Source organism: Paenibacillus sp. FSL F4-0243, assembly GCF_037963295.1.
Classification (GTDB): Bacteria; Bacillota; Bacilli; order Paenibacillales; family Paenibacillaceae; genus Paenibacillus_AQ.
The window spans coordinates 4,204,350-4,229,554 of record NZ_CP150151.1 but is presented as its reverse complement, the minus strand read 5'-3'; the positions used below and the strand labels follow the sequence as shown (position 1 = coordinate 4,229,554).

The following is a 25,205-nucleotide window of genomic DNA, read 5'->3' as shown; positions in this document are numbered from 1 at the left end:
AAAGGAGGGCCATTATCATGAAGCCGATGCAAGAAATAGAGACGCTGGCGATAGAAATCGCCGCTGCTGCCAGAAAGTCATTTCGTGCTCTTTTTGAAAATGGCGAACATTATTATTACTGTACGCTACATACTACTGGCGAGGGACATGCGCCTAGCATCTCCGCCTGGTCGTGGGAAGCTTTGGAGATGGAATCGACCAGACAAGGAGACGAAAGTGAAACACCGGGATCGACGATTGCTGAACTCATCAAATGGTCCTATGCCGATTCACCCTATTGTTGTTTCGGGGATGAGAACTTCGATCACGTTAAACAACGATTCATCGAGCGTCCTTTCATAGCGGATCTTGAGAATGACGAAGGGAATCGCGAGTTTGATTTGAGGCTGAAGGCCATTGAGCTGGCAATGAAAATGCTTGATGATGAAGGCATGTTTGCCATGAATCAGCTGCGAGAGTCAGTATGTGTCCTTGTCGAAGTCATGCCGCCGGATGAGGTTAATACCGAAATTGCCCTACGTTTAAATCGGGCCGAATCACCGGTTATGCAAGCATGGTTGACGGAAGCGGCGGAGTAGAAACGTTAGTCTCCCGTACTTAGGAATCTTGCCACTTTAGTCGCGAGTAGTTCAATCAGTTGCTGCCACCAGTGAAAGCCGGCAGTCTTCACAACTAACTAGCCCACTCCTAGTAAGGTGTAATTAGTATATATTTTGCGACTGATCGGAAATCTAAAGCTGATTCTGAAGCCTGAATCTTGTGCTCTGATAGTTAGTAAAAAACGGGAGCGTATTAATCCACGAATTAAATTGTTCAGTCTTGTCGTATTACCTGAATTAATTGCGGCAGTGACACGCGTTGCAAATGGAATATCAGTCGCCAACCTGAGGTATAAGGGAAGAATAGCTTGTACTACTACGAGATGTTCTCCCACTTTATACTTACTTTGAGCGGGGTCAAGAAAAAAACCGTTGACGTATAGTCGATCCCGCATAGGTGTACGAAAGCCGAAACTGTACCCTGATCCCAATTCTGCAATTGGGGCATGGCTTACCTTTTGAAACAGTCTTTCCATCTGCACAAAATCAATCTTATTCACCGCTTGCACCCATGCAGCTGAGTATGCTGGATTGCGTACGATTTCGCGATAGAAGGGCAGCACATTTCGTATCGTTCGTCTTAAAATTGCAGGTGTTATAAATTCGTTTTGCTGTTTGCGAACGGGGATTTGACGTTTTCTTTTCTTATTCAATATGCTTCCCTCCTTGAAATTTCAGTTATCTGCAACATATGCTTTACCGGAAAGGTACGTTTGGACATTTCATCGAAAAAGCACTCCAGGCTTTCGGGATTTAGATTTACTGCTAGAACGATAAGAAAATTACTTAGCAAGAAATGACGCGGCTGCCGGTAGGAACGGTTTAGTCGCGTTTTGTTTGTGTGCTGCAGCTTGCATGGAAATGATCGATATTCTCTCCCGAAATGTAGGTATACAAGGATGAAATCTGTTTTATTTTTCAATGCTCGGATATCCGATATCATCTTCATTTGCTAGTTGATAACAAAGATTGTAATGCGTGAAGTGCGAGCAGTAATCGTTCCTTGCTACAAGTTGCTGTCTCAAAAATAAGGTTTTTACTTATGAGCCGGCAAACATCATGAAATGAAAAATCATGAAATACGAGGATCCATTCTTGCCGTGCCTTCCATAAGGTAACATACATAGAATGCAATGGAAGAGCGATAAGGAGGGGGACGGCATGGCTTCGAGAAAACGACTTATGGCATTTATTCAGAATGCGGAAAAGGCATGGGAGAAAGTAGTCTTTTCGTATGATCTAAACAGTCCACCGATTCGAATCGGTGATTTTGATTACTACAGACTTCCCTTGCGATTCTCGACCCGAATCAAAATTTTTCGGTATTACCGCCAATTTTGGAACAATGTGTACGCAAATCGCATGATTTGCTCCGCAGGTTTTAAAAACATTCGAGGACGTCTTTACTCTCCTGATGCAGATACGGGGGGATTGCCTAGCAGAGTGTTGGGTTTAAAAATTATAAAACAGACAAGCACAAATATAATAGTTGACGCTATTTTAGGTATTCCAGGCGACTCAATCGCTGATGGGGAAACTATTCGTTATTTCATCTTGCGCAACCCATCCACCCAAGTACTTACGATCAATTTACGCAGAAGTCGATATGCCGATTACCGTTACGATCCATGCAAAAAAAAGAGTAGGATACTAAGAAGGAAAAAATGAAATAGCGCCTGTTATATAGAGAGATAAATTATTCATTGAAAAAACTGATTGCAGAAAGAAGAGCTAGAGCTAACTCCCTATCCCTTTAACGAACCGGACGTGATGCCGTTAATGATATATTTTTGCATGAAAATGTAGCGTATTTAAAATCGCTACTGTGGCAATCACCGGCATAAGCAGCGGGAACACAATCTGCAAGAATGTTCTCCAAACTCCACAGCCGATAAAGCTTTTAATTAAGCTGTAACAAATTTCTATAAGAATTACGCCCGTGGGCAATAATTCGAGCGTAGTAGCAGAGAAGAAGAAGTAGCTGGATGACAAATACATGTTCGAACGCCAACCCGCGTAAATCGCGGGTTTTTTCCTTTGTCAGCGTATATTCTTGCCAGAAATCATTGTCAAGAATAAGTACCGTTAGCTGATTCTAGAAATAGGCTTATGCTAAGGAAGAGGATACCGACCATGGACTGGGTCCAGACTTAAGTTGGAAATTATTCTCACCTTTTTATTGCATCTTCCTCGCCTTTTTGCTATATTTGATATTAACAAGTTGTTATTATCAAAAAGTTACTAACAATAAACTGAATGGTGAAGATTAGGAAATTTAATGAAAGGGAGCGGATGAAAGTGAATAAAACATGGGGTGGTTGGAATCTGTTTGAAATCGTCTGGCTAGTTTTATTTACCTCTATTGCTGTTGCGTTTACGGTTATTTCTAAAGATTCCTTATTCGGATTTACGGTCTTTATCACCGGGGTGCTGTGTGTGGTGCTCGCGGCGAAAGGAAACCTGATGAGTTATGTTTTCGGAATGTACAATACCGTTGGTTACGCGTACTTGGCTTATATAAACGGTTTGTTTGGAGAGGTCATGCTGAATTTGTTATTCTTTGTACCTATGAATGTCATTGGCTTCTATATGTGGAAAAACAACCGCCAAGACGGCAAACTATCCATGCGACAGATGGATCTTAAGTGGCTGTTCCTTGTTGGAGCGGTCTGCATAATAGGCTGCCTGTTACTGGGAATCGGGCTATCGTTCATCCCAGGGCAGAACTCGCCTTATATAGATGCTATTACAACGGTATTATCCATTGTGGCTACCTTTTTAATGGTCAGAAGATTTAAGGAACAATGGCTGGTCTACATTGTATTGAATATATTTACGGTGTTGTTGTGGGTAATTCGGATGCTGGAAGGCAGTAGCGAAGGGGTGCTAATGATCGTCATGTGGAGTGCATATCTGATTAACGCGGCATACGGCTATTACAATTGGAATAAAGGGGCTAAGGAGGTATCGGTATGAAGACGCTTGGATTAACACTGGGGAAGTTTGCCCCGTTGCATAAAGGTCATCAATTCATGATAGAGACGGCGTTGCAAGAGGTCGACGAATTGATTGTGGTAATCTACGAAACGACGGTGACCCCGATTCCGCTTCATATCCGGGCGAACTGGATCCGCAAGCTCTATCCGACGGTCCGGGTAATCGAAGCTTGGGACGGTCCAGACGGGTATTCGAACGATCGGGAGCATGAGATTCGAGAGGAGCAGTATATTTTAGGGCTGTTGAAGGGCGAGCAAGTGACGCATTTTTACTCTAGTGAGTTTTACGGTGAGCATATGAGTGTCGCATTAGGAGCGGCGGACCGGCGGGTGGATGAAGCCCGTGAGCGGGTGCCGATTTCTGCCACGATGGTACGTGCCGACCCTTATAAATATCGCAGATTTGTAAGTGATGTCGTGTATAGGGGGTTAATCACGAAAGTGGTTTTTGTGGGAGCGATGTCGACTGGAAAATCTACAATCACCGAAGCGCTGGCGCAGCGGTATCGCACAACCTTTGCGAGCGAATATGGGCGTGATTACTGGACCGAGCATCAAGTGGATCGTAGAATCAGCCTAGAAGCGTTCGATGAGATCGCTTTGGGCCATATCGAACGTGAGGAGCAGGCGATGCTGGAAGCTAACCGATATCTCTTTGTCGATACCAATGCAATTACCACATATATGTTTGCTTTGGATTACCACGGCCGGGCTCCTGAATGCTTAGCCCGGATCGCATTAGAAAACGCGCAGCGCTACGATCTGTTTTTCCTGTGTGCCGATGATATTCCTTATGAGGATACATGGGACCGTAGCGGGGATCAGAAGCGGCATATTTTTCATAAGCAAATCATTGCCGATTTGAAAGAGCGGCGGATTCCCTATATCACGTTGCGAGGAAACCTAGAGGAACGAATGCACAAAGTAAGTGAGGTCTTGGCAAAGTTCGAGCCCTACCGGAACTATTTTGGAGAGTTGAATGGCTAGAATAAAGAACAAAGGAGGCAAGGATACATGAATATGTTGGATCGCGATGGACTTACGGAACGTCAATTTTTAGAGCAGTACCATGCCGGGGATTTCGAGCGGCCTTCGGTGGCGGCGGACATGGTCATTTTCACCGTTACGAACACGGAGGCGGACAGCTACCGCAAGCTTCCGGAAAAAGAGCTGCGAATTCTGCTCATTCAGCGGGGAGGTCACCCGTTCCTGGGCAATTGGGCACTTCCAGGCGGCTTCGTCCGGCCGGACGAGACGACAGAGCAGGCGGCGGTGAGGGAGCTGAGTGAGGAAACCGGTGTGGATGACGTTTATTTGGAGCAGTTGTACACCTTCAGCGATGTTGGAAGGGACCCTCGTACCTGGGTGATGAGCTGCAGCTACATGGCCTTAATCAACAGTGATCAGGTACAGCTGAAAGCAGGAGATGACGCTGTCCATGCTGCCTGGTTCAAGGTAACCTATCGGCTTCTGCGCGAGCGGAAAGAGATTATTGAGGATGGGTATGTGAAAACGAAGGAATACGAGCTCAAGCTAAGCAGCGATGAAGAAGAGTTTACGGCAGTTGTGGGTCGGACGATGACATCAAAGTCGGCCTCTACGTCAACCGCATACTCCATTGTATCAAATGACGGGTTGGCTTTTGATCATGCGAAGATTATAGCTTGCGCTATTGAGAGACTGCGGGGAAAAGTGAATTACACCGATATTGCGCTAAACTTGATGCCGGGTCTCTTCACTTTGACGGATCTGCAGCAGGTTTATGAGGTGATCTTAGACAAAGAGCTGCTGAAAGCCGCATTCCGGCGTAAAGTAGCGGATCTCGTAGCGGAGACCGATCATTATACTGAAAATGCGGGACACCGTCCTTCCCGCTTATATCGGAGAAATATGGAGGAATATCAATGATATACAATATAGAGCAGTTAAGAAAAGCTTATATCGCGGGCAAAACGTTCAAGTTTGTGTTCTTCTGGGGCCATACACCGCCAAAGCACGACGGCGTCGACAAAAGCTGCTTCAGCCAATGGTGGATGAGTCCTTTCGTGGTAGAGGGGATCGAGTATTCCTGTGTCGAGCAGTTTATGATGTCCGAGAAAGCAAGACTGTTTGGAGATGACGATATGTTGGACGCGATCCTTAAAGCTAAGCATCCCAAGGAGATGAAAGCCTACGGGCGTGCAGTAAGAAACTTCGAAAATGACACTTGGGATAAAGAATGCTATGACATTGTCAAAAGAGGAAATATAGCCAAATTTTCGCAGAATCCGAAGCTTAGCGAATACCTAAAGTCAACGAAAAACCGTATTCTCGTCGAAGCTAGCCCACAGGATCGCATTTGGGGAATAGGCATGAGCCAGTCCAATCCGGATGCGGAGAATCCCGCAAAATGGCGAGGTAGGAACCTACTTGGATTCGTACTGACCGAAGTGAGGGACGAATTGCTGCGGGATTAACTTCATCCCATATTTAAATGAAAAGATAACGATATCCCTTTGGATTTCGTTATCTTTTTTGTTCACCCTCTAAAAGCCGAAGCTTCATCACCCCAGGTGTACAGCCATAAGTATTTCGGAAGATTCGGATAAAATAATTCGTCTCCATTCCCAGTTGAATCGCAATATCCTGAACGAGAATATCAGCATTCTCTGTCATTAACTGTATCGCACGTTCTAGTCGCAGATTCTGTAGATACTTATGTGGAGTTACGGCATATTCCTGTACGAATAGACGCTGGAAATGCTGGACGGAATACCCCACAGCAGCAGCTAGATTGGAGATAAGGAGTGGCTCAGTATAATGTTCGTTAATAAGTTCAACCGCTTTAGCCAACGCTTCATTACGCACAGACTCAAGTTCTAAACGACTGCCTGAGGAGTGTATGGATTCAGAACGACGTAACATCAGAAGTAATCTATATAGGGTTATAGATAGATCCTCCATCCCTTGCTCGTCTTGACGACTAGCCGTCTGATTGTTCACCGTATGCCAGATCTTTCCGATTTCCTCCCAACATTGTTCAAAATGAGCAGGATGATAGGGGAGAGAAGGGAGAAGGCCAATCCCCTCCAGCATTCCTTGCGACTGACTCCCTTCGATTCCGATGAAACCGACATGCCATGGTTCATGTGAGGTAGGGTAATATTCGTGTCCTCGATCCGGTGGGAAAGCGAAAGCCATTCCAGGTTCTAGTATGATTTCAGTACCGGTCTCCAGATCACGAAACAACCCAGTTCCGGTACGAATCAGGAAAACTTGATGAACAGGAAAACCTGTAGGGCGAACATGATGAAATTGTATATGACGACCTACAGAGTAGGGATATAAGGGAAGCGTCTCAGCGTCGCGCGGTAGTTCTATCAGTGAAAAAGGAAGCAGGATGATTCACCTCATATTCATTTTGTACTATCACTTCGAGAGTATATTCCTACTGATCGGGATGAATGTTCTTATATTATAAATAGTATAAATGATGATTCGTGAATTTGATAGCTTAAGCATCTAGCGTCTCATCAGAGAATAGTCCCATTTAAGAAATGGGCAGAATTGAGAGGATGATCTTACATTATGACTAAAAAACACTCCCCGATTAGCAGCAAAGCTCCAGTGATGCTGCACGGTGCCGATTATAATCCTGAGCAATGGCTGAAGTACCCAGAAATTTTGCGTGAGGATATTCGTCTGATGAAGCTTGCGAATTGCAATGTGATGTCTGTCGGAATTTTTTCTTGGGTATCCCTAGAGCCTGAAGAAGGTGTGTTCACTTTCGATTGGCTCGATAGTGTTTTGGATTCTTTTGCAGAGAATGGGATTTATGCTTTCCTGGCAACTCCTAGTGGAGCACGACCTGCTTGGATGTCTGAGAAGTACCCTGAAGTTCTAAGAGTGGAACGTAATCGTGTTCACAATTTACATGGCTTCCGTCATAATCATTGTTTCACCTCGCCTGTGTATCGGGAAAAGACTGCGATTTTAAATGCGAAGCTAGCAGAACGTTATAGCCAGCATCCTGCGGTTATCGGTTGGCATATTTCGAATGAGTTCGGTGGCGAATGTCACTGTGATCTTTGTCAGAATGCTTTTAGAGATTGGTTAAAGGTCAAATACAATAACAGTCTGGATGAGGTGAATCATGCTTGGTGGGCTACTTTTTGGAGTCATACCTACACTTCTTGGACACAGATTGAATCCCCGGCTCCACATGGAGAGACACAAGTTCACGGCTTGAACCTCGACTGGCGGCGGTTTGTCAGTGAACGGACGATTGACTTCTGTCAGCATGAGATCAATGTTGTTCGTCCTTACAATCCTGCACTGCCTATTACAACGAATATGCATATGATCGATGGCATTGATTATCGCGAACTAGCCAAAATTCTGGATGTTGTCTCATGGGATGCTTATCCAGAATGGCATTATACTGAAGACGGTGACGATGCTAGACTGGCAGCATGGACGGCGATGCACTACGATTTAATGCGCTCTTTTAAAAAGAAACCGTTCCTGCTCATGGAAAGCACGCCATCTCTTACGAACTGGCAATCGGTCAGTAAGCTGAAGCGTCCTGGCATGCACAAGCTGTCTTCACTTCAAGCGGTAGCACATGGTTCGGATTCCGTTCAATATTTCCAATGGCGTAAAAGCCGGGGCTCTAGTGAGAAGTTCCACGGTGCAGTTGTTGACCATAGCGGCCACTCCGAGACTCGTGTGTTTAAAGACGTTACAGAGGTAGGAAAGACGCTGGCGGGAATGACAGAAGTAGTAGGTACATCAACTCCAGTAAAAACAGCGATTATTTTCGACTGGGACAACCGCTGGGCGATCAAGGATGCGCAAGGCATTCGTAATTCCGGATTGCGTTATGAGGAGACTGTACTACAGCATTATCGTGCCCTTTGGGAGCTAGGCATTCCAGTTGATATGATCGGATCGGGGGATGATCTGTCCGCTTACAAGCTGGTGATCGCACCTATGTTATATCTGATCAGTGAAGAGAATGGAAAGCGCATCGAGAAGTTTGTTGAGCAGGGCGGAACTTTCCTGGCAACCTATTGGTCTGGTGTCGTTAACGAAACGGATTTATGTCATTTGGGTGGATTCCCTGGACCACTACGTAGAACGCTCGGCATTTGGGCAGAAGAGACCGAAGGGCTGCATAGCCGTGATTTGAATGGTGTTGTAATGCAGGCGAGCAATGCACTTAATCTAAGTGGAGATTATGATGCGCATGAAATTGCTGAGCTGATCCACTTGGAAGGTGCGGAAGCATTAGGCACTTATCGCAGTGATTTCTATGCTGGCCGTCCAGCACTTACGGTAAATCGTTTCGGTGAAGGAAATGCATATCACCTCGCTACTCGTGTGAAAGACGCTTCTTTCTACGTTGAATTGTATGCCGCGATCACTGCTAAAGCAGGAATTACCCGTGCACTTGATAGTGAGCTTCCAACTGGTGTGACAGCGCAGCTTCGTACCGATGGAGAAAGCGATTATATCTTTGTGCAAAACTACAGTGGCAGTCCGCAAGCAGTCAAATTAGATGGAGCGGATTATACAGATTTGAGCTCAGGTACTGCAGCTCCGGCTGTATTGAATCTAGCGGTGAATGATCTCGCAATGTTGAAGCGTAAATCGTTAGTATAAAAAGAAGGCAGGACCTGAGGGATTCAGGTTCTGCCTTTTTTCTTACACATGTAGGATCAATTCGCGAATCGTCCCATCATAATCGTGTTATAGAATTTTCCGTCAGCAAGAATCTTATCATTTTTTAATATTCCCTCGATCTCAAAGCCAAGCTTCTGATAAAGGGTGATAGCTTTGTCGTTCGTTTCGAGGACATTTAAAGTGATTTTTTGGATACCGTTAGCGTCGGCCCAAGCAATAGATTCTGCTAAAAGATTCCTTCCAATTCCATAACCCCAATAATCCTGCAGCACACATACTCCGAACTCGACTTTATGAGCGAATCTTGCTAATGAATGGCCTTCGCATCTAGAGAACCCAACGATTTGATTATTAACTACCGCGATTAGAAATAAGTTTCTTAGTTTCTCTGAATCAGATAGAATAAGCTGCTGAAACCCTATTTCGTCTATAAAAGCCTCCCCTGGTTCTCTGTCTAAATTCTCGGTCTCACCATCGATTTGTACTCTTAATTCAGATAATGCCATAGCATCCGTAGTGATTGCAGATCTTATGGTGTAATGGATGTCTTTCACGGTAAATGTTCGTTGATTAATAATCATTTGTCCTCCGTTACTACTGGTGATTTTAGAAATATTGCTTCAATACCCTCGATAATACGAGTATAATAACCCACTTCATGAGGTACAAAATGGGTCTTGTCTACATCCTGCTCAATAGTAATTCTATGTCCATGCGGATCGATTTGAAAACCGTTGACTTGTAGACTATGTATTTCTCCCTGCCAAAATCTGCGAAAATCAGAGAACTTAGCTTTGACAATGCCGGCGACCTCTTCTTTTTGTAGCTGGAAATCTTCTAGACGATAGGGATTGTTATAAACAAAGACATGCGCTCGTTCATTATCGATAAGTTTTTCTTTTTTCATACTGTAAGGAATTGTTCCTAGCGGGATCAGGTCTTTTAAGGATAAATCCAGTCCCAGCTCTTCATGAACCTCGCGTGTTCCATCTTCTACAGTTTCGTTTGCTAGCAAATGTCCGGCGGCCGTGATATCCAGTAGCCCAGCATAATCTTGTTTCTGTTTACTCCGAAGTTGTAAATAGATATAGGGTATTTCCTGATCTTTGCTTATGAACCAGCAGTGGAAGGTCTCATGCCAATGACCTAACCGATGTACCTCTTCACGTGGAGCCGTACCTGTTCGGTTGCCTGCTTCATCAAAAATGGTAAGTATCTCATTATGCATAGAAAAGCTCCTTTGTGATGATTTCTTCTTTCTAAAGCCTATCATAAAAACGTTCGAATTACCCTAAATGTTAGGGAGGTTCTTATTGACAACCGCTAGAATGAAATGTATATTTTTGGATGTTAATCAAAGGAGGAGTTAAATGAATTTAGTAACCATGAAGCAGAAGGATTTGGACACTTTTAGTGATGAAAGATTAGGATGGGCCTGTATGGAGCCTACCTTTCAGCAGATTCGCGCAAAATCACCATCGATCAAATCCGAAGTGATCTCAAAGCTCACAGACGGACAGAAAGCACTTTGTATGTTCAGAGTAATGCATGATCACAGCCGTAATTCCGAAGGGGAGTATTATGCTTGGATTTCTTACATGCAAGACCTGCCGGGGTATTGGACAGGGGTGATGGGAGGCATACGATTTTTTGGCGATGATCCGATGATTCTTTTGCTTCAGGAAACAAAGGCATTTCTCGAAGAAAGAAACAATCGACTTGGAATACAGTGGGTTGATGCTACCATCACGGATCTCGATCGAGATCCTGAGTTGTTGAATGAGATGAGTGGTTTATTTGAACGATTTAAGAACATAGCCGAAGATAGCCACAGGTTGATTGGCGAGTATATTCGGGCACATCCGGGAGAATTTGTGGAGATAGAAGGCTAATAATTATGAAAAAAAGTAAATTATTTTTATTGTTTCTTATAGTAATAAATCTGCTTCTTTATGGAGTTCCCTTATATCACAGTTATAATTCATTTCAAAATCTTGTACTGGATCGAATCGATGCTACTCAAATCACCTCCATTAGAGTTCTTAAGAGTTCTAATGAACAAGAAATTAAAGTGGATGACCCGAAAGAAATTGAAAAGATCATACATGAGTTTTCTGACGTGAAATTAAAAAGAAGTGAAGCATCAGAACGACCTGCGGAGACCTATTGGATAAGAATATATGTAAATAAAGATCAGCGCTTTGGAATGACACTCTATGGCACAGATTACTTGTATTTCAGCGATCGATCTAGTAATAGTAAGTATCACTCTGGAAATTTTAAGATTACTAGTAAATTTGATGGGGAATCCATTACAAGCTTGTTTAAGTAAAAATAACCCGCTGCTTCAGGCAGCGGGTTAAATATTTCAGGTTATTTATCTAGCCATCCATCCGCCGTCAACATTAAGAATATGACCATTCAAATAGTCGGATGCTGCGGAAGCTAAGAATACAGCAGGACCTTTAAGATCATCAGGTGTTCCCCAACGTGCAGCTGGAATACGATCTAAGATAGCATCCGAGCGGCTTTGGTCAGCACGGATTGGAGCTGTATTTTCAGTCGCCATGTAGCCTGGTGCAATCGCATTGATGTTCAGACCGGAGCCTGCCCATTCATTGGCAAAAGCTTTAGTAAGACCTGCAACCCCGTGCTTACTCGCGGTGTAGCCAGGGACATTGATTCCGCCTTGATAGGAGAGCATAGAGGCGATATTAATGATTTTGCCGGATCCTCTTTCCAGGAAGTGGCGGCCAGCGATCTGAGACAGAAGGAACACTGTGTTCAAGTTCAGATTAATAACATCGAACCAGTCTTTTTCACTATGGTCTTTTGCCGGAGTACGGCGGATCATTCCTGCACAGTTCACGAGAATGTCAACATGACCAGTCAGTTCAAGTGCTTGGTCAAATGTGTTTTGCAGGTTGCTATGATCACTTAAGTCAGATTCGATGCTAACCGCTTTTACACCAAAAGCTTTTGCAGCGTTTACGGTTTCTTGACTTGTATTAAGCGATACGGATGCAATATCCGCACCTGCTTCTGCGAAGGCAAGGGCAATGCCTTGTCCAAGACCTTGAGCAGCACCGGTTACGAGTGCTGTTTTACCTGCCAAGCTGAATAATGATGATGACATTATAAATTACGCCCCTTTGATTTAAATGGATTTGATTCCGTTATTACTCACATTCAATGGCAATGCCTGCACTGCGGAACTGTTCTGCCGTTTCGGGAGAGAGTCCTTTATCTGTCAAGATAACGTCAACTTCCTGCAGAGAAGCGAATGTACGCAGCGCAGTTTGGCCGAATTTATGATGATCCACAACCGCGAACACCTTACGGGCAGTAGACACAAGGGCTTGCTTAAACTCAATTAAATCTCCTGTATAAATAGAAAGTCCGTGTTCGATATGAACAGCTGTCGAGGACAGAAATGCTTTTTGAATATTAAGTTGTTGCACATAGGAGACGGCTTCAGGGCCGGCCAACATATTGCGGACACGGTAACCTCCGGGAACGACGAGACGAATATGATCTTTGGGAACCAGTTCGCTGATGATGTATACGTCATTGGTGACTACCGTTAGAGGCATATTGTCCAGGCGTCGGGCAATTTCAAGCGTTGTGCTCCCGCCGTCAAGAGCTATAATATCGTCCTGTTCAATATGAGCAAGCGCGCGCAAGGCGATCTCTGTTTTTTCGTCGGAATACTTATCCAATGGATCCTTAGAGGGCAAAATACCAAACTGGTCGCTTTGTGCCAGCACAGCTCCGCCATGTACACGTACGATCAGTCCTTGCTCCTCCAGCTTGCTTAAATCCTCACGAATTGTTTTTCCCGTAACTTGTAGCTTATCGCTCAGTTCATTCACCGTTACATCTTTTTGGTTCAGCATAACTTCCATAATCATCTCATGTCGTCGTATCGGGTTCATCCGCTTGCCTCAGCTTTCCGTAATTGATTAAAATTATAAGAAAGTTTAAGTTTCACGCTAGACTCTTCCTTATAATTCTCGCATAAACGCTTATCGTCCTTAAAAGGACGCCGAAGGCGTTTTAGCTTATCTCTATTGTAGTTCTTTCATGGATACGGGGTCCATATCATCATATCTTTTATTATCGCCAGCCATACTCCAGATAAAAGTATAGTTATGAGTACCAACACCACTGTGGATGGACCAGCTTGGAGAAATAACCGCTTGTTCGTTTTGCATTACGATATGGCGAGTTTCATTAGGCTCTCCCATCAAGTGGAACACAACGGAATCGTCCGGTAGATCGAAATAGAAATATGCTTCCATCCGGCGTGGATGTGTATGTGCTGGCATCGTATTCCACATGCTACCTGGCTTCAGTTGAGTCATACCCATAACTAGCTGAGCACTTTGCACGCCATTTGTATGAATGAACCGGTGAATGGTACGCTCATTGGAGTTCTCCAAACCGCCCATTGCACCAGATTCGGATTCAGCCAGAGTGGTTTTGGTAGTTGGATAGGACTGGTGAGCAGGCGCAGAATTCAAATAGAATTTAGCGGGCTTGGAAGCGTCTGCACTTTTGAAGATAACATCTTTAGAACCTTGACCGACATACAGACATTCTTTGAAATCTACTTCATATTCTGTACCATCGACAATAACCGAACCTTTACCGCCAACATTGATGATCCCCAGCTCACGGCGTTCCAAGAAGTAAGTAACCCCAAGTTCTTTAAGGTCAGTTGTAAGTGCAACTTCTTCCTTAACAGGATTAGCACCGCCAACGATCATGCGATCCTCATGGGTAAGTACAAGTTTCAGTTCATCTGGTGCAAAAATGACAGGAATGTGGAATTCCTTACGGAGGCGCTCAGTGTCAAACTGCTTAACTTCATTAGGATGGGATGCAAAACGTCTTTCCATGGAATATTCAATCTCCTTCACAAGCATATTTTCGTTCGTATAGGTACAATTTACTCCATTTATGTTCATATTACAAGTGTTTATTTTTAGATGTTGGTTCGTTTTGGTTTATTTATAAGTTTTAATAATTGCCAAATGAACGAAAAGTGTGCACAATAGATCTAAAATGCTTAGTTCTCTTTTATAGGATTGTTATCATACTATTGAAAATTGAGATGTGGGAGGTTGAACTTGAATGCTGGAGTCGAATGGTATTCAGAGTACTTATCAGGACCGTCAACAAGAAATCATTATAAGTATAGCGCTGGAAGCGCAGAGACGGCCTCTGCTTGAGAGTGGACTCTGGTTCCACGATGATGTGCGAAATAACTTTTATTATGCCTCATATCTTTTTGCAGCTGCAGTAGATGATTCTTTGTCGTTGCCTTTTAACCGGGAAGCGGCGAAACAGAAGGCACAGGATGTGCTGCTAGAGACATTAATGCTACAGAATCGTCAACCTGGCACGGAGCTATACGGGCACTGGCCGCTTGGATTGAATCCGGTTCCACGTGAGGCTTCGCCGCATGAATTGCCTGTGGAAATTATGGGCAGTCTGATGGCCTACTTTTGCAAAAGATATGGTGGAGCACTAAACGCTCAACTTCGCATTGTCCTGAATACAGCATTTGGACACATCTATCGGAGTGATTTCTACCGTAAGCCGGTAATCACTTTTGGACATCATGAAGCGAAATATACAGCAGCAAAGCTGATTTTTGGCACTATGTTTGCAGATGATGTGCTCGTTGAGGATGGTCGGCAAAGCTTGAAGGACACATTGACATACATCCGCTCTAAGGGTATGCCAGAATACGGCAGTCTCCCGTGGTTCTGGCATTGGATACAGGCGTTTACCTGCGCTTTGGAGCTTGTCCCGACAGAAGATACAGATTTAATAACTACTCTTAAAGACATGCTTGATCATCTTTGGAAGGTAAGAGCAGAGTTTTATTTACATGGAGCTTGGGTGGGTGCACATTCTAGAGGTTGGCCACATGATGTACCAGGGGATGCTAATGTGCTTCATGACTATGTTCAGTTCGGGGACTTCAAGCTTTCAGAGGCAATGCCACGCACGGAATACGCTGGACTCCTATTCTATAAAGCACCAGATGAGGCTTTAACAGCTGCAATGAATCGGCGGACGCCAGTGGAAACCACCAAGATTACGCAGAAGGTAGTCCCAGCAGATCCGAACACTCAACCGTTGCTTCATTCCTATGCCTATATTACAGAGGATTTTGCAGCAGGCGGGATGTGGGAACGAGTAGAGGAATTTGATAATGAACAGCTCCGTTGGACTTTCTCTCTGCCTGTGAATGGAGAAGGAGGGTCCAACCAGCTATTTTTCTTCCATCCAGGTCAAGGCTACAATGAGGGAGATCCTCGCCATCAGAGCCGTTATATGGAGGTCCTCTATCACAAGAATGTAGTTATTTCTTTATTTCCCATTCCTCAGGGGGAAAAGAATACGATCATCGGTGTTCTTCCTCATGGGGAGTGGATGCAAGACCCGAACGCCTTATTCGGTCAGGTTGGGGATGTCTATTTCGCAATATATTTATCTCAATCGTACCAGCTACAGGAACGTCCGGGATACATTGAGGTAACCGTTCAAGGGATGCCGGGTGGGGTGATCGTTGAGGCGATCGGTGTTAAGGAGTCTGCAGAGCGTGGCATCATCGGACTGGATGCATTCGTAATAGCAATGGCCCATAATGAACCCCAATTTGAGATGGAAGGCGGCTTGGCGGCTCATTATACGACCAGTAATGGCGATAGATTGCATTTGAGTATGAAGAGCGAGTCAGAGCAACCGCGAGCTTTGCTGAATGGTGTGAAGATCTCTTTGGAGAACTATACGGTTTAATAAGAACTCAACATAGTTGTGAGTTAAGTTTGGATGGAGTCGACCTAAAGGTCGGCTTTTTTATATTATAAATGCGCATACTATGCTATAGCTTCAATTGGAAATTTACTCCTAATAAAAACCAGCTTTCCTTTAAGGGCAAGGCTTTCGTAATCTTATTTGAAATTAATTACATTAATCTCTAATTTTATGAGAGACATTTATCACAATAAAGGTTAATATCTAAGTGAGACATATGAATGAATGCGCTTTCTTAAATCCGTTCAAACCTAACTCAAAGAATGCGAGGGATTTACTGTGACAGGAACTGAATTTCGTGTAGAAAATGATTTTCTAGGCAGCAAACAAGTAGATAAGAACGCATACTATGGGATTCAGACATTACGCGCAGTAGAGAATTTTCCAATTACGGGTTATAGAGTGCACAATGAATTAATCAAAGCGATGGGGATCGTAAAGAAAGCCGCTGCGCTTGCAAATATGGAAATCGGCAGGCTCTATCGTGGGCTTGGAGAAGTTGTTGTGAAAGCAGCAGATGAGATCATCGAAGGTCAATGGCACGAACAATTTATTGTAGACCCTATACAGGGTGGTGCAGGTACCTCGTTAAATATGAATGCCAATGAAGTCATTGCTAACCGAGCATTAGAGCTGCTTGGTCATGAAAAAGGAGACTATCGTCATTTAAGTCCCAACTCTCATGTGAATATGGCGCAGTCTACAAATGATGCATTCCCGACGGCTATTCATATTGCGACGCTTTCTCTTCTGGAACAACTGCTTGTTACAATGCGCAGAATGCATGAGGTGTTTGCAGACAAAGCCAAGGAATTCGATCCGGTTATAAAAATGGGACGCACGCATCTACAAGATGCAGTGCCAATTCGTCTGGGCCAAGAGTTCGAGGCTTATCGCAGAGTACTTGAGAGAGATATCAAACGTATTGAACATACACGTCATCATTTGTATGAAGTGAATATGGGGGCAACGGCAGTAGGAACTGGATTAAATGCTGACCCTCGATATATCGAAGTGGTTGTAGAACATTTGGCCGAAATAAGTGGATTGCCGCTAGTTACTGCAGATCATCTTGTGGATGCTACGCAAAATACAGATGCATACACAGAAGTATCTGCTGCGCTAAAAGTCTGCATGATGAACATGTCCAAGATTGCTAATGATCTTCGACTCATGGCCTCCGGCCCGCGGACAGGGTTTAATGAAATTTCATTACCTGCTCGCCAGCCTGGTTCCTCCATTATGCCAGGTAAAGTTAATCCGGTTATGGCAGAGGTCATCAATCAGGTAGCTTTTCAAGTGATAGGAAATGACCATACAATCTGTCTGGCTTCCCAAGCGGGTCAACTGGAACTGAATGTTATGGAGCCAGTTCTAGTGTTTAATCTCATTCAGTCCATCAGCATCATGAACAACTCCTTCCAAGTCTTCACAGATTTCTGTCTGGCTGGTATTGAAGCCAATAAAGAGAAGCTAGAGCGGGATGTGGAGCGGAGTGTCGGAATCATTACTGCGGTTAACCCACATTTGGGCTACGAAGTGGTTTCACGTATTGCTCGTGAGGCGATTTTGACAGGAGAATCTGTTCGTGAATTGTGCCTTAAGTATAATGTGTTATCCGAGGAAGAGCTCAATCTGATTCTGGACCCATACGAAATGACGCATCCAGGAATCGCAGGCTCAGCTTTATTGCAGAAGCAATAGGGGATTACCTAACCGTTAATCGCTGACTTTGTCATGCGTGTCCTACGACATTTAAAAAGAACCTACTTCAACGCTAGTTAGAAGTAGGTTCTTTTGCGTTTCAGGCTTACAGGAAAAAGAATGAGCGTAATAGACCACGTTTCCTTGGTGGAGAGGGCAACCTTGTAGTAGTAACGGGACGAGAAGCTTCGTTAGATGTGAAGACGTTGCCTTTTGAAGCTTGCATGGGTTCTAGGGTTGCTGCTAATTGTTTGATCATTATCCGCAGATCCTCAAGCTCTTCACGCTGCTGAAGCAACTGTATCATGACTACTTCGTCGGCTTTTTGATCGAGTGTACGTTCAATATAATGAATCCGGGATAATATATCTTGCATAGGCTCAGCGTCTGTGGGATGAAGTGGATCTTGCGGTGACGTGGACATCTGCTTTTCATTCGAGTCAGTTAATTGAATACTCTCTAGTGGTTCTCCGTGATTAATGCGGTCTTTAATATGACTAAGCAAGCTGATTTGCTGCTCTGAGAATGTATAGTGGCCAAACCGGTCTTTTGGAAAAAAATCAGGGAACATAGCAGCCCAACGTTTGATCGTAGTCTGGCTTACTGACAGCAGCTCTGCGGCATCCTTTGTTTTCAGAATTTCCATTTTGATTCCTCCAGTTCAGGTAGTCATGTTATGAGTAATTCGTTGTTCAATTGCTGCTCCCTGCAAGGCTGACAAAGGAAGTGCGGATTCGATAAACAAAGTGTAATTACGAGCAATCTCACCATTCTTGGATTTCACTATCTTGCTTTTACATTCTAGAATGAGTACAGATGACCCAGTAGCGGGGTATACTTGGTTTAGAGGTGAATCGTATGGATAAGAGTGGAGAAGTGGAAAAGATGACTGAGGAGCAATGGCAGGCTATTTTGCAAAATGATGCAGCTTATAACGAAAAATTCTTTTATGCTGTGAAGACTACGGGAATCTTTTGCCGACCTTCCTGCAAGTCCAAAGCACCTAATCGAGAGAATGCACGTATCTTTCAAAATGCAGAACAAGCATTAGAATCTGGATTTCGTCCCTGTAAAAGATGCAAACCGACGGGTGAGCGGCTGCCGGATAAGGAATGGGTGGCTGTAATGACTGAATATATCGACAAACATTATCATGAACCTCTTACTCTTGAAACGCTGGCAGAAGTCTGTCATGGAAGCCCTTATCATCTCCATCGAACCTTCAAGAAAGTAATGGGAATCACTCCAGCGGATTATATACAGCAAAAGAGAATCGATCAGGCATCTGAATATTTGGTTACCACGGATCGGGATGTAGCTGATATTGGATTACATGTGGGTCTGCCAAATACGTCGTATTTTATTACCTTATTTAAGAAAAAGACGGGGCTTACCCCAACGAAGTATCGACAGCTTAACAAATTAGAATTAACGAATCATTCTGAATTATTCATGGAGGTACAGAAAAATGGAGAATAGACCAAGTGCAATCATATACTGGACATTGCTAGCTTATAAGGAATGGAGTTTCTATATCGCAGCGTCGGAGAAAGGATTAAGTTATGTGGGGTCGCAGCAGAAGCCATTCGAAGAAATGAGTGACTGGATGAGCCGTAGATTTCCTGAAAGTAAACTGGTGCAGGACGATGAGAAAATGGTTCCATTTGTACAGGAACTGATCGAATATTTGCAAGGGGTACGGCAGGCTTTCAGCATTCCTTTTGACTATCGGGGGACTCCATTTCAACTCGCGGTGTGGAAAGCGTTATGTGAAATCCCATATGGACAAACGTGGTCTTATTCGGATATCGCCACACATATTCAAAAGCCTGCTGCAGTACGCGCGGTAGGGACGGCCATAGGTGCAAATCCGATACTAATTACGGTGCCCTGCCACCGAGTCATTGGCAAGAATGGAACATTAACTGGCTACCGCGGGGGATTAGAGATGAAGACTAGGCTGCTTAATTTGGAAAGTGGAAAGAGTGCTCTAGAATTATGAATATTGAGGTCCAGTACAAAACCCCAAAGACCTTACTAAATAAAGGGACGGGTTATCTGAACGGATATAGTCATTCTTTAAACCCATATACCGGCTGTACTTATGGCTGTTCTTATTGTTATGTGCGTCAAATGCCTGTTTCACTGTTTCGCCAAGAGGAATGGGGAACGTGGGTAGATGTCAAACAAGAAGCTGCAGCTATCTTACACAAAGAACTCCTGAAAGCAAAGTCCAAAGGACCGGTCTCCATCTTTATGTCCTCTAGTACAGATCCATACCAACCGATAGAGCACAAGGAGCAGGTAACCAGGGCTTTGCTGGAGGTTATGGTGGAGACCCCACCCGATTTTCTGTTCGTGCAGACGCGCAGTCCGCTCGTACGCAGAGATATAGATTTATTATTACGCTTAGAAGACAAGGTTCGCGTGAGTATGACTGTAGAGACGGATCGTGAAGATATTCGCAAAAAATTCACACCAAGTGCTCCGCCCATTTCTGCAAGATTAAAGACACTGAAATTACTGCGTGAAGCGGGCATTCCTGTTCAAGCAACCATCGCTCCGGTATTGCCAAGCAGCACTTCTTTTCCAGAGATCCTAAGGGGTTTGGTGGATAGGGTCTGTATCGACGATTATTTTATGGGAGATGGCAGTGGGGGCAAACGGACACGGAGATTAGGTATTTATTCCCTTTATGAAGAGCTGCAATTGGAAGAATGGTACGATCCGGCGGCTTATCGCAGGGTGTACGATGGACTCCGGAGTGTTTTTAATGAAGATGAGCTTTACTTGAGCCAGAAGGGGTTCGAGCCTTAAACTGAAACATGATATAATAAACGAGAGCATTCATACTTAGTATTTTAAAATACTTAATACCTGTAATCGCTTATTGGAGGAGTAGAGTGGCAAAAGCAAAAGTGGCCAAGCGGCCCACAAGAGATGAATTTGTACTTGAGGAGCTAGGCAATCAGCTAGTTGAAGCGAAGCAAGAAGGTTCTGAGATTTTATTGACCGTATGGGGAAAAGAAGAACAGGTGCGCGGAACGATTGTAGAAATGGACTCGCGGACAGGAAAAGTACACATCAGTAAAAACGAAGGTATCGAAAAAGTTCCGTTTATGGATATTATGCAAGTTAATTATCCCAGAGATTAATGGGAACGCAGCAATAAGAGGTCCTGTAAGCCATGTTGGCTTTGGGGCCTCTTTGACCATATAGTATCGAATAGATTAAAGAGAGGTAGATCAGATATGGTAGTAACCAAAACCAACGCGATGCGAATGCTAGATGCGAAGAAAATTGGATATGAAGTGTTTGTTTATGACAACGAGGATGGACTAATCCATGGTACGGCAGTTGCGGAGAAGATAGGAAAGGCGGCAGAGACGGTTTTTAAAACTTTGGTCGCTCATAGCGGAGCAAATCTTTATGTATTTGTTATACCGGTTGCTGAGGAGCTGGATCTCAAAAAGGCGGCCAAGGCCGCCGGAGAGAAAAAGATTGAGATGCTGCCAGTGAAGGACTTGCAGAAGTGGACGGGTTATATCCGTGGTGGATGTTCACCAGTCGGTATGAAAAAGCTATATCCAACGTTCATTGATAGCAGCGCAGAAAGTCAGGAAACGATAGCCGTTAGCGCCGGAAAAATTGGTCAACAAATGGATGTATCACCGCAGCTTCTTGCAGGGGTAACAAATGCGAAATTCACAGATCTAATTAAATAGATGAGCAACAAGAAGACCTAAATACTCCTTCAAGGCTGTGCCTGTAGTGGAGATGGCTCCTGGCGAAGGAGTGAACTTTGAGGGTTGCAACGAAAATTCAGCGCTGGCGATATAATCTGTAGGAAAAGCTTGCGCTGTTAGCCCTGCATTCTTGAAGTGCTGCATCGAGCGGGGCATATGAAACCCTGATGTGACTAGTACAGGACGCTTAAGTCCCTTCTCTTGTAGGATTGCGGCGGTATTTACAGCATTCTGCTCCGTGTTAAGAGATTGATTGTCGGTCAGGATATCCTCTTCGGGGACACCGAGTCCAAGGAGTTGTCTTTTGGCGATATCCGCTTCATTGCCGCTGTCGGAGAAGACTTGTCCACCAGAGAATAGGATGGGTAAACCACTCGCATTATGTAGTCGTACAGCTGTAATTAGCCGATTCGCTGCTGATCCATATAAGTTGCCTTCGCCATCAATATCCGGTGTCCCAGAGCTTGCACCTCCACCAAGCACAACGATGACATCTCCTTGCAATGTATCCGGTTGAGGATATTTTCGTTCTAAACCTCCGATTAACGCATCGCTGACTAAAGAAGTCATGGAGAAATACATAAGCAGTGTAACGCCAAGCAGGACAAGCGCAGGACGACGGTTCTTTTTCCATAACCAAATGACAAGACCGAGCAGAAGTAGGATGAAAAGTCCTGGAGGAAGCACAAAGCTGTATACAAATTTGATGATGTAAATCAACAGTATCAACCGCCTTCGTAAAGTATGAGTTCAGGTTGTATTGTAACATGAGTTGGGGTGTTCGAAGTTGTACAAAAGACCGAAACGGTCTTTTTTTATTTGATGAGAAGCCTAATCTAGAACTAGATTGGGAACGGCATTAAGCTAAGGGGAGTATGGTTGAATAAATTTTCCTATACTCCCCAACCTTTTTCGTTTTCGCTGCAGTATATATTTGAGTGCCACCCGATAAGATGGGGAAATTTATTGATAACATCGCAAGTAGTAGTTCACCCAAGTGAGGGAAAAGTTTTTTCTCTTTTTATGAACCAAAATACGAGAACTGGTGAATAAGAAGTGAAAGGAAAAACGAGGAGGTCTTTTAAGTGAAAGAAAATCATCATTTTCCAATACCCAAGGAAGGAGGTCCAGTTGATTTTGAAACACTTGTTCAACCTCACTTAACTAGTGCATTTCGAGTCGCTTTTTTGATCGTTCATGATTATCATCTAGCTCAGGATGCCGTTCAAGAAGCACTATGGGAAGCGTATAAATCACTTTATCGATATGATAAACGAAAAGGGACATCGTTTCGAGCTTGGTTTATAAAAATTGTGACACATCGTGCACTTAATATGGTGCGTAGAAAGAAAAATACGGAAGAATATTTGGACTCTATTGACCCTGGGCAAAACCCATTGGAGAGTATTCTTCAAAAGGAGAAAGAGCAACAGATTTGGCGAGCGATTCAGATGATGACGCTGAAACATCGCTCAGTAGTTATCCTTTACTATTATGAGGAGTTTAGTATAGCTGAAATTGCAAAAATCCTTGGTGTATTTGAGGGAACGGTAAAATCAAGGCTACATAAGGCCAGAAACTTAATTGCTGAAAAAATACAAGTTAACAAAGAAACACAGGTATTTACCGAGATGGGAGTGAACATGCATGACTAATCTTGACAAACAAATTGCACAAACTCTAAAAAATGTTGCTGGAGAATTGGATCAGCCTAGTTTTGTGATTCCTGACCAAGTGGTAGCCTATAAAAGAAAAAGGTCGCGTTTACTAGGCACTTTGGTACTTCCTGTCTTAATCAGCTGCGCTTTGCTTTTAACGATATCGGTGAGTCCTACCTTTGCGGCCTATGTTAAATCGCTATTTAATGGTTCTGATAAAGAACTGCAATATGCAGCACAGGAAGGTTTTTCACAGAAGGTAAATGCCTCTGTTACTGATCGGGGCTATACTCTTGAAATAGAGGAGATATTAGCTGATCCGATGAGAATTGTGGCTGTTTATTCGATCAAGGATCAGCAAAAGAACTTTATTCATCCGGATAAGCTTCACATAAGTAACGTAGAGGTAACAGATTTGAAAGGGAATGTAATTAAAGAAACTAAAACTTATATGGTAGAAATCCAAGAAAATTACGGATATCTCACTCTAAAAAAACCGGGGGAAACAGAAGAACAAAACCTTTTATTACAGTTCGAGGGGAATCAGATCGACTCTGTTAAAGGAAATTGGGCCTTAAAGATTCCTATTGATTTAGAAAAAGCAATTAAGGCATCAAAGGTGCTACCAATCGATATGACGTATACCACACCACAGGGACTGCAAATCAATCTAAATAGCATTATGCATTCACCGACTGCTGCCCGTGTGGATTATGAAACGAAATGGACGGAAGAGGCAAAGAAAAGATTAGTAGAGGAAAGTAAACAAGTGAAAGGAAAACTTGATTCAGTTGATCCTTATGTTCGCTATGATGATTATAAACTGAATTTTCATGTTGAAAATGAAAAAGGAGAGAAAGTAAAAGATTTAACTAGGGCGCTTGATATTTCACGCAAGGCCGTGGGAGAATACGGTCATTCTAATCGGAAGTATGGATTTGCTCCCCTGTCTCCTGATCATCAATATACACTAGTATTGGATTCTTTAGAAAAAACAGAACCGTATGAGCTAGGTGTATCATTTGAGCCAAAACAGCTTGCTGAAAAACCTGTAAGAGTAGATGAGGATGGCAAAACGATTGAGATCATGTCCGTAACCTTTGACGAACCATTAAATGAAGCATCTCCAAAGAATGAGAAGCATGCTACTATTTTGCTAGAGGCTTATTTAAAGGATATATCATATATTAATGTGGCAGATACGATTTTAATGGATGATGACACAGATAAAATTATTAATCGTTTTGGTTGGACTATAGAAGATGAAAAGGGCAAAATATTCAATGTAACAGGTGGAGATTTTAAAATGATGGGAAAGGATGAACAAGGCAGAAACCATATCCGAATAAAATTGCAAAGTGATGAAATGAAAGAACTCCCTCAAAAGCTCAGTCTTACTTCAGAATTGGCAAAAAAGAGCTATGACCTGGATTGGAAAGTACCATTGCCAATGCCAAAAGAAGATAAATAAGAAAAGCGAAAGCGGAAAATCAGGGCCTTTTAATCGTTTAACAGTGTCTGGTAGCAGCCGCGGGTACATCTGCACAAAATCTTGAATTTTGTAATGTCTTAATCGAGTCTCTTCAACTAACGGGGAACTATAGTTACTTAAAACAAGGAGCAGATCGCCGCGGCAGCTGCTCTTTGTCTTATTGAGCGATAAAGGAGACGGGTGAATTATATGCCAAATGATTATGTTTGGGGGATTTTCGTTGCTGATGCTTCAACTGATTTTCCGAATTTCTTTCCAATCGGTATTATTCCACACGTGAGTTAGCCATTAATGAAGTCGAAGCTTTGCCAAGAGATCACAATTATCAATTACTTCGAATGCCGCTAAATAATAACTTCGCATATTACCATAGAAAGAGTAGTAAGTTGGTTGGAATGGATACGATCAATCATGAACATTATCATTTCAAAGATGAAAGTTAACCGATAGCGGTTGCTTCGGCAGCCGTTTTTTATTTGTTCAACTAACGGCAGGTTAGTTGAACTAAATTTTTA

General features: G+C 43.4%; 28 protein-coding genes. 18 read left to right on the top strand and 10 right to left on the bottom strand.

Annotation, left to right across the window (positions count from 1 at the left end; translation table 11 throughout):
- Positions 1 to 17 precede the first annotated feature (17 nt).
- A complete protein-coding gene (locus tag NSS87_RS18770; protein WP_339242025.1) occupies positions 18 to 578 on the top strand; it encodes a DUF4303 domain-containing protein in 561 nt (186 codons plus the stop codon).
- A 98-nt stretch (positions 579 to 676) separates the two neighbouring features.
- Here NSS87_RS18770 and NSS87_RS18765 read toward each other — a convergent pair whose 3' ends face one another.
- Positions 677 to 1,252: a hypothetical protein gene (locus NSS87_RS18765; RefSeq protein WP_339242023.1), complete on the bottom strand. Its 576-nt coding sequence runs from the start codon at positions 1,250 to 1,252 to the stop codon at positions 677 to 679.
- Positions 1,253 to 1,760: 508 nt separating this feature from the next.
- Between NSS87_RS18765 and NSS87_RS18760 the strand changes: the two genes are divergently transcribed.
- From NSS87_RS18760 to NSS87_RS18740, 5 genes are all read left to right on the top strand, one after another.
- Entirely contained in the window at positions 1,761 to 2,267 is a 507-nt protein-coding gene (locus tag NSS87_RS18760; protein WP_339242021.1) for a DL-endopeptidase inhibitor IseA family protein, read from the top strand.
- Between the two features lie 630 nt (positions 2,268 to 2,897).
- Complete coding sequence (pnuC, locus tag NSS87_RS18755; protein ID WP_339242019.1) at positions 2,898 to 3,575, top strand: nicotinamide riboside transporter PnuC; 678 nt, start codon at positions 2,898 to 2,900, stop codon at positions 3,573 to 3,575.
- On the top strand, positions 3,572 to 4,582 hold the full coding sequence (locus tag NSS87_RS18750; RefSeq protein ID WP_339242017.1) for an AAA family ATPase: 1,011 nt from the start codon (positions 3,572 to 3,574) through the stop codon (positions 4,580 to 4,582). The genes pnuC and NSS87_RS18750 overlap by 4 nt, the downstream gene beginning before the upstream one ends.
- 27 nt (positions 4,583 to 4,609) lie before the next feature.
- A complete protein-coding gene (locus NSS87_RS18745; RefSeq protein WP_339242015.1) occupies positions 4,610 to 5,503 on the top strand; it encodes an NUDIX domain-containing protein in 894 nt (297 codons plus the stop codon).
- Positions 5,500 to 6,051, top strand: coding sequence for an NADAR family protein (locus NSS87_RS18740; protein WP_339242013.1), 552 nt, complete (start codon positions 5,500 to 5,502; stop codon positions 6,049 to 6,051). Before NSS87_RS18745 ends, NSS87_RS18740 begins: the two co-directional genes overlap by 4 nt.
- A gap of 49 nt (positions 6,052 to 6,100) precedes the next feature.
- Here the strand turns inward: NSS87_RS18740 and NSS87_RS18735 are convergent, their stop codons facing one another.
- Positions 6,101 to 6,955, bottom strand: a complete 855-nt coding sequence (locus NSS87_RS18735; RefSeq protein ID WP_339248617.1) for an AraC family transcriptional regulator — start codon at positions 6,953 to 6,955, stop codon at positions 6,101 to 6,103.
- A 207-nt stretch (positions 6,956 to 7,162) separates the two neighbouring features.
- Here NSS87_RS18735 and NSS87_RS18730 point away from each other — a divergent pair, with 207 nt between their 5' ends.
- Positions 7,163 to 9,238 carry a beta-galactosidase gene (locus NSS87_RS18730; RefSeq protein ID WP_339242011.1) on the top strand — a complete coding sequence of 692 codons (2,076 nt, stop codon included), beginning with the start codon at positions 7,163 to 7,165 and terminating at the stop codon, positions 9,236 to 9,238.
- Positions 9,239 to 9,294: 56 nt separating this feature from the next.
- Here NSS87_RS18730 and NSS87_RS18725 read toward each other — a convergent pair whose 3' ends face one another.
- Both NSS87_RS18725 and NSS87_RS18720 read right to left on the bottom strand, forming a co-directional pair.
- Positions 9,295 to 9,840: a GNAT family N-acetyltransferase gene (locus tag NSS87_RS18725; protein WP_339242009.1), complete on the bottom strand. Its 546-nt coding sequence runs from the start codon at positions 9,838 to 9,840 to the stop codon at positions 9,295 to 9,297.
- Positions 9,837 to 10,487, bottom strand: coding sequence for an NUDIX domain-containing protein (locus tag NSS87_RS18720; RefSeq protein ID WP_339242007.1), 651 nt, complete (start codon positions 10,485 to 10,487; stop codon positions 9,837 to 9,839). The genes NSS87_RS18725 and NSS87_RS18720 overlap by 4 nt, the downstream gene beginning before the upstream one ends.
- 142 nt (positions 10,488 to 10,629) lie before the next feature.
- Between NSS87_RS18720 and NSS87_RS18715 the strand changes: the two genes are divergently transcribed.
- The gene (locus NSS87_RS18715; protein ID WP_042189307.1) at positions 10,630 to 11,151 is read left to right on the top strand and encodes a hypothetical protein; all 522 of its coding nucleotides are present in this window, start codon (positions 10,630 to 10,632) and stop codon (positions 11,149 to 11,151) included.
- A 5-nt stretch (positions 11,152 to 11,156) separates the two neighbouring features.
- The gene (locus NSS87_RS18710; RefSeq protein WP_042189305.1) at positions 11,157 to 11,591 is read left to right on the top strand and encodes a DUF5301 domain-containing protein; all 435 of its coding nucleotides are present in this window, start codon (positions 11,157 to 11,159) and stop codon (positions 11,589 to 11,591) included.
- A gap of 45 nt (positions 11,592 to 11,636) precedes the next feature.
- On the opposite strand, the gene kduD is transcribed toward NSS87_RS18710, so the two are convergent.
- The 3 genes from kduD to kduI form a co-directional block, all read right to left on the bottom strand.
- The gene (gene kduD, locus NSS87_RS18705; protein ID WP_042189303.1) at positions 11,637 to 12,395 is read right to left on the bottom strand and encodes a 2-dehydro-3-deoxy-D-gluconate 5-dehydrogenase KduD; all 759 of its coding nucleotides are present in this window, start codon (positions 12,393 to 12,395) and stop codon (positions 11,637 to 11,639) included.
- A gap of 43 nt (positions 12,396 to 12,438) precedes the next feature.
- Positions 12,439 to 13,194, bottom strand: a complete 756-nt coding sequence (locus NSS87_RS18700) for a DeoR/GlpR family DNA-binding transcription regulator (RefSeq protein ID WP_076286209.1) — start codon at positions 13,192 to 13,194, stop codon at positions 12,439 to 12,441.
- A 132-nt stretch (positions 13,195 to 13,326) separates the two neighbouring features.
- Positions 13,327 to 14,160, bottom strand: a complete 834-nt coding sequence (kduI, locus tag NSS87_RS18695) for a 5-dehydro-4-deoxy-D-glucuronate isomerase (protein WP_076286208.1) — start codon at positions 14,158 to 14,160, stop codon at positions 13,327 to 13,329.
- Between the two features lie 235 nt (positions 14,161 to 14,395).
- Here kduI and NSS87_RS18690 point away from each other — a divergent pair, with 235 nt between their 5' ends.
- Positions 14,396 to 16,072 (top strand): hypothetical protein, encoded by a 1,677-nt coding sequence (locus NSS87_RS18690; RefSeq protein ID WP_339242003.1) that lies wholly within the window; start codon positions 14,396 to 14,398, stop codon positions 16,070 to 16,072.
- 297 nt (positions 16,073 to 16,369) lie between these two features.
- Positions 16,370 to 17,794 carry an aspartate ammonia-lyase gene (gene aspA / locus NSS87_RS18685; protein WP_042128747.1) on the top strand — a complete coding sequence of 475 codons (1,425 nt, stop codon included), beginning with the start codon at positions 16,370 to 16,372 and terminating at the stop codon, positions 17,792 to 17,794.
- Between the two features lie 106 nt (positions 17,795 to 17,900).
- On the opposite strand, the gene NSS87_RS18680 is transcribed toward aspA, so the two are convergent.
- Together NSS87_RS18680 and NSS87_RS18675 are read right to left on the bottom strand one after the other, a co-directional pair.
- Positions 17,901 to 18,440: a MerR family transcriptional regulator gene (locus NSS87_RS18680; protein WP_042189294.1), complete on the bottom strand. Its 540-nt coding sequence runs from the start codon at positions 18,438 to 18,440 to the stop codon at positions 17,901 to 17,903.
- 15 nt (positions 18,441 to 18,455) lie between these two features.
- The gene (locus NSS87_RS18675) at positions 18,456 to 18,578 is read right to left on the bottom strand and encodes a hypothetical protein (protein WP_339241999.1); all 123 of its coding nucleotides are present in this window, start codon (positions 18,576 to 18,578) and stop codon (positions 18,456 to 18,458) included.
- Positions 18,579 to 18,652: 74 nt separating this feature from the next.
- On the opposite strand from NSS87_RS18675, the gene NSS87_RS18670 reads away from it, so the two are divergent.
- The 5 genes from NSS87_RS18670 to ybaK all read left to right on the top strand — a co-directional run bounded on the left by NSS87_RS18670 (position 18,653) and on the right by ybaK (position 21,519).
- Positions 18,653 to 19,273: a bifunctional transcriptional activator/DNA repair enzyme AdaA gene (locus tag NSS87_RS18670; protein ID WP_339241997.1), complete on the top strand. Its 621-nt coding sequence runs from the start codon at positions 18,653 to 18,655 to the stop codon at positions 19,271 to 19,273.
- Positions 19,263 to 19,796, top strand: coding sequence for a methylated-DNA--[protein]-cysteine S-methyltransferase (locus NSS87_RS18665; protein WP_339241995.1), 534 nt, complete (start codon positions 19,263 to 19,265; stop codon positions 19,794 to 19,796). The genes NSS87_RS18670 and NSS87_RS18665 overlap by 11 nt, the downstream gene beginning before the upstream one ends.
- Positions 19,793 to 20,611, top strand: coding sequence for a radical SAM protein (locus NSS87_RS18660; RefSeq protein ID WP_339241993.1), 819 nt, complete (start codon positions 19,793 to 19,795; stop codon positions 20,609 to 20,611). Before NSS87_RS18665 ends, NSS87_RS18660 begins: the two co-directional genes overlap by 4 nt.
- A gap of 86 nt (positions 20,612 to 20,697) precedes the next feature.
- On the top strand, positions 20,698 to 20,949 hold the full coding sequence (locus NSS87_RS18655; RefSeq protein WP_042189285.1) for a YolD-like family protein: 252 nt from the start codon (positions 20,698 to 20,700) through the stop codon (positions 20,947 to 20,949).
- A 96-nt stretch (positions 20,950 to 21,045) separates the two neighbouring features.
- Positions 21,046 to 21,519 (top strand): Cys-tRNA(Pro) deacylase, encoded by a 474-nt coding sequence (gene ybaK / locus NSS87_RS18650; RefSeq protein ID WP_339241990.1) that lies wholly within the window; start codon positions 21,046 to 21,048, stop codon positions 21,517 to 21,519.
- Here ybaK and NSS87_RS18645 read toward each other — a convergent pair.
- The gene (locus NSS87_RS18645; protein WP_339241988.1) at positions 21,508 to 22,260 is read right to left on the bottom strand and encodes a YdcF family protein; all 753 of its coding nucleotides are present in this window, start codon (positions 22,258 to 22,260) and stop codon (positions 21,508 to 21,510) included. The two genes, ybaK and NSS87_RS18645, sit on opposite strands and share 12 nt — an antisense overlap.
- A gap of 365 nt (positions 22,261 to 22,625) precedes the next feature.
- Between NSS87_RS18645 and NSS87_RS18640 the strand changes: the two genes are divergently transcribed.
- Both NSS87_RS18640 and NSS87_RS18635 read left to right on the top strand, forming a co-directional pair.
- Complete coding sequence (locus NSS87_RS18640) at positions 22,626 to 23,195, top strand: RNA polymerase sigma factor (RefSeq protein ID WP_339241986.1); 570 nt, start codon at positions 22,626 to 22,628, stop codon at positions 23,193 to 23,195.
- A complete protein-coding gene (locus tag NSS87_RS18635) occupies positions 23,188 to 24,669 on the top strand; it encodes a DUF4179 domain-containing protein (protein ID WP_339241984.1) in 1,482 nt (493 codons plus the stop codon). Before NSS87_RS18640 ends, NSS87_RS18635 begins: the two co-directional genes overlap by 8 nt.
- Positions 24,670 to 25,205 lie beyond the last annotated feature (536 nt).

Coding starts and splice junctions, on each gene's coding strand:
- NSS87_RS18770 (WP_339242025.1), top strand. CDS start 18: ATGAAGCCGATGCAAGAAATAGAGACGCTGGCGATAGAAATCGCCGCT.
- NSS87_RS18760 (WP_339242021.1), top strand. CDS start 1,761: ATGGCTTCGAGAAAACGACTTATGGCATTTATTCAGAATGCGGAAAAG.
- NSS87_RS18750 (WP_339242017.1), top strand. CDS start 3,572: ATGAAGACGCTTGGATTAACACTGGGGAAGTTTGCCCCGTTGCATAAA.
- NSS87_RS18745 (WP_339242015.1), top strand. CDS start 4,610: ATGAATATGTTGGATCGCGATGGACTTACGGAACGTCAATTTTTAGAG.
- NSS87_RS18740 (WP_339242013.1), top strand. CDS start 5,500: ATGATATACAATATAGAGCAGTTAAGAAAAGCTTATATCGCGGGCAAA.
- NSS87_RS18730 (WP_339242011.1), top strand. CDS start 7,163: ATGACTAAAAAACACTCCCCGATTAGCAGCAAAGCTCCAGTGATGCTG.
- NSS87_RS18725 (WP_339242009.1), bottom strand. CDS start 9,840: ATGATTATTAATCAACGAACATTTACCGTGAAAGACATCCATTACACC.
- NSS87_RS18720 (WP_339242007.1), bottom strand. CDS start 10,487: ATGCATAATGAGATACTTACCATTTTTGATGAAGCAGGCAACCGAACA.
- NSS87_RS18715 (WP_042189307.1), top strand. CDS start 10,630: ATGAATTTAGTAACCATGAAGCAGAAGGATTTGGACACTTTTAGTGAT.
- NSS87_RS18710 (WP_042189305.1), top strand. CDS start 11,157: ATGAAAAAAAGTAAATTATTTTTATTGTTTCTTATAGTAATAAATCTG.
- kduD (WP_042189303.1), bottom strand. CDS start 12,395: ATGTCATCATCATTATTCAGCTTGGCAGGTAAAACAGCACTCGTAACC.
- NSS87_RS18700 (WP_076286209.1), bottom strand. CDS start 13,194: ATGAACCCGATACGACGACATGAGATGATTATGGAAGTTATGCTGAAC.
- kduI (WP_076286208.1), bottom strand. CDS start 14,160: ATGGAAAGACGTTTTGCATCCCATCCTAATGAAGTTAAGCAGTTTGAC.
- NSS87_RS18690 (WP_339242003.1), top strand. CDS start 14,396: ATGCTGGAGTCGAATGGTATTCAGAGTACTTATCAGGACCGTCAACAA.
- NSS87_RS18680 (WP_042189294.1), bottom strand. CDS start 18,440: ATGGAAATTCTGAAAACAAAGGATGCCGCAGAGCTGCTGTCAGTAAGC.
- NSS87_RS18670 (WP_339241997.1), top strand. CDS start 18,653: ATGGATAAGAGTGGAGAAGTGGAAAAGATGACTGAGGAGCAATGGCAG.
- NSS87_RS18665 (WP_339241995.1), top strand. CDS start 19,263: ATGGAGAATAGACCAAGTGCAATCATATACTGGACATTGCTAGCTTAT.
- NSS87_RS18660 (WP_339241993.1), top strand. CDS start 19,793: ATGAATATTGAGGTCCAGTACAAAACCCCAAAGACCTTACTAAATAAA.
- ybaK (WP_339241990.1), top strand. CDS start 21,046: ATGGTAGTAACCAAAACCAACGCGATGCGAATGCTAGATGCGAAGAAA.
- NSS87_RS18635 (WP_339241984.1), top strand. CDS start 23,188: ATGACTAATCTTGACAAACAAATTGCACAAACTCTAAAAAATGTTGCT.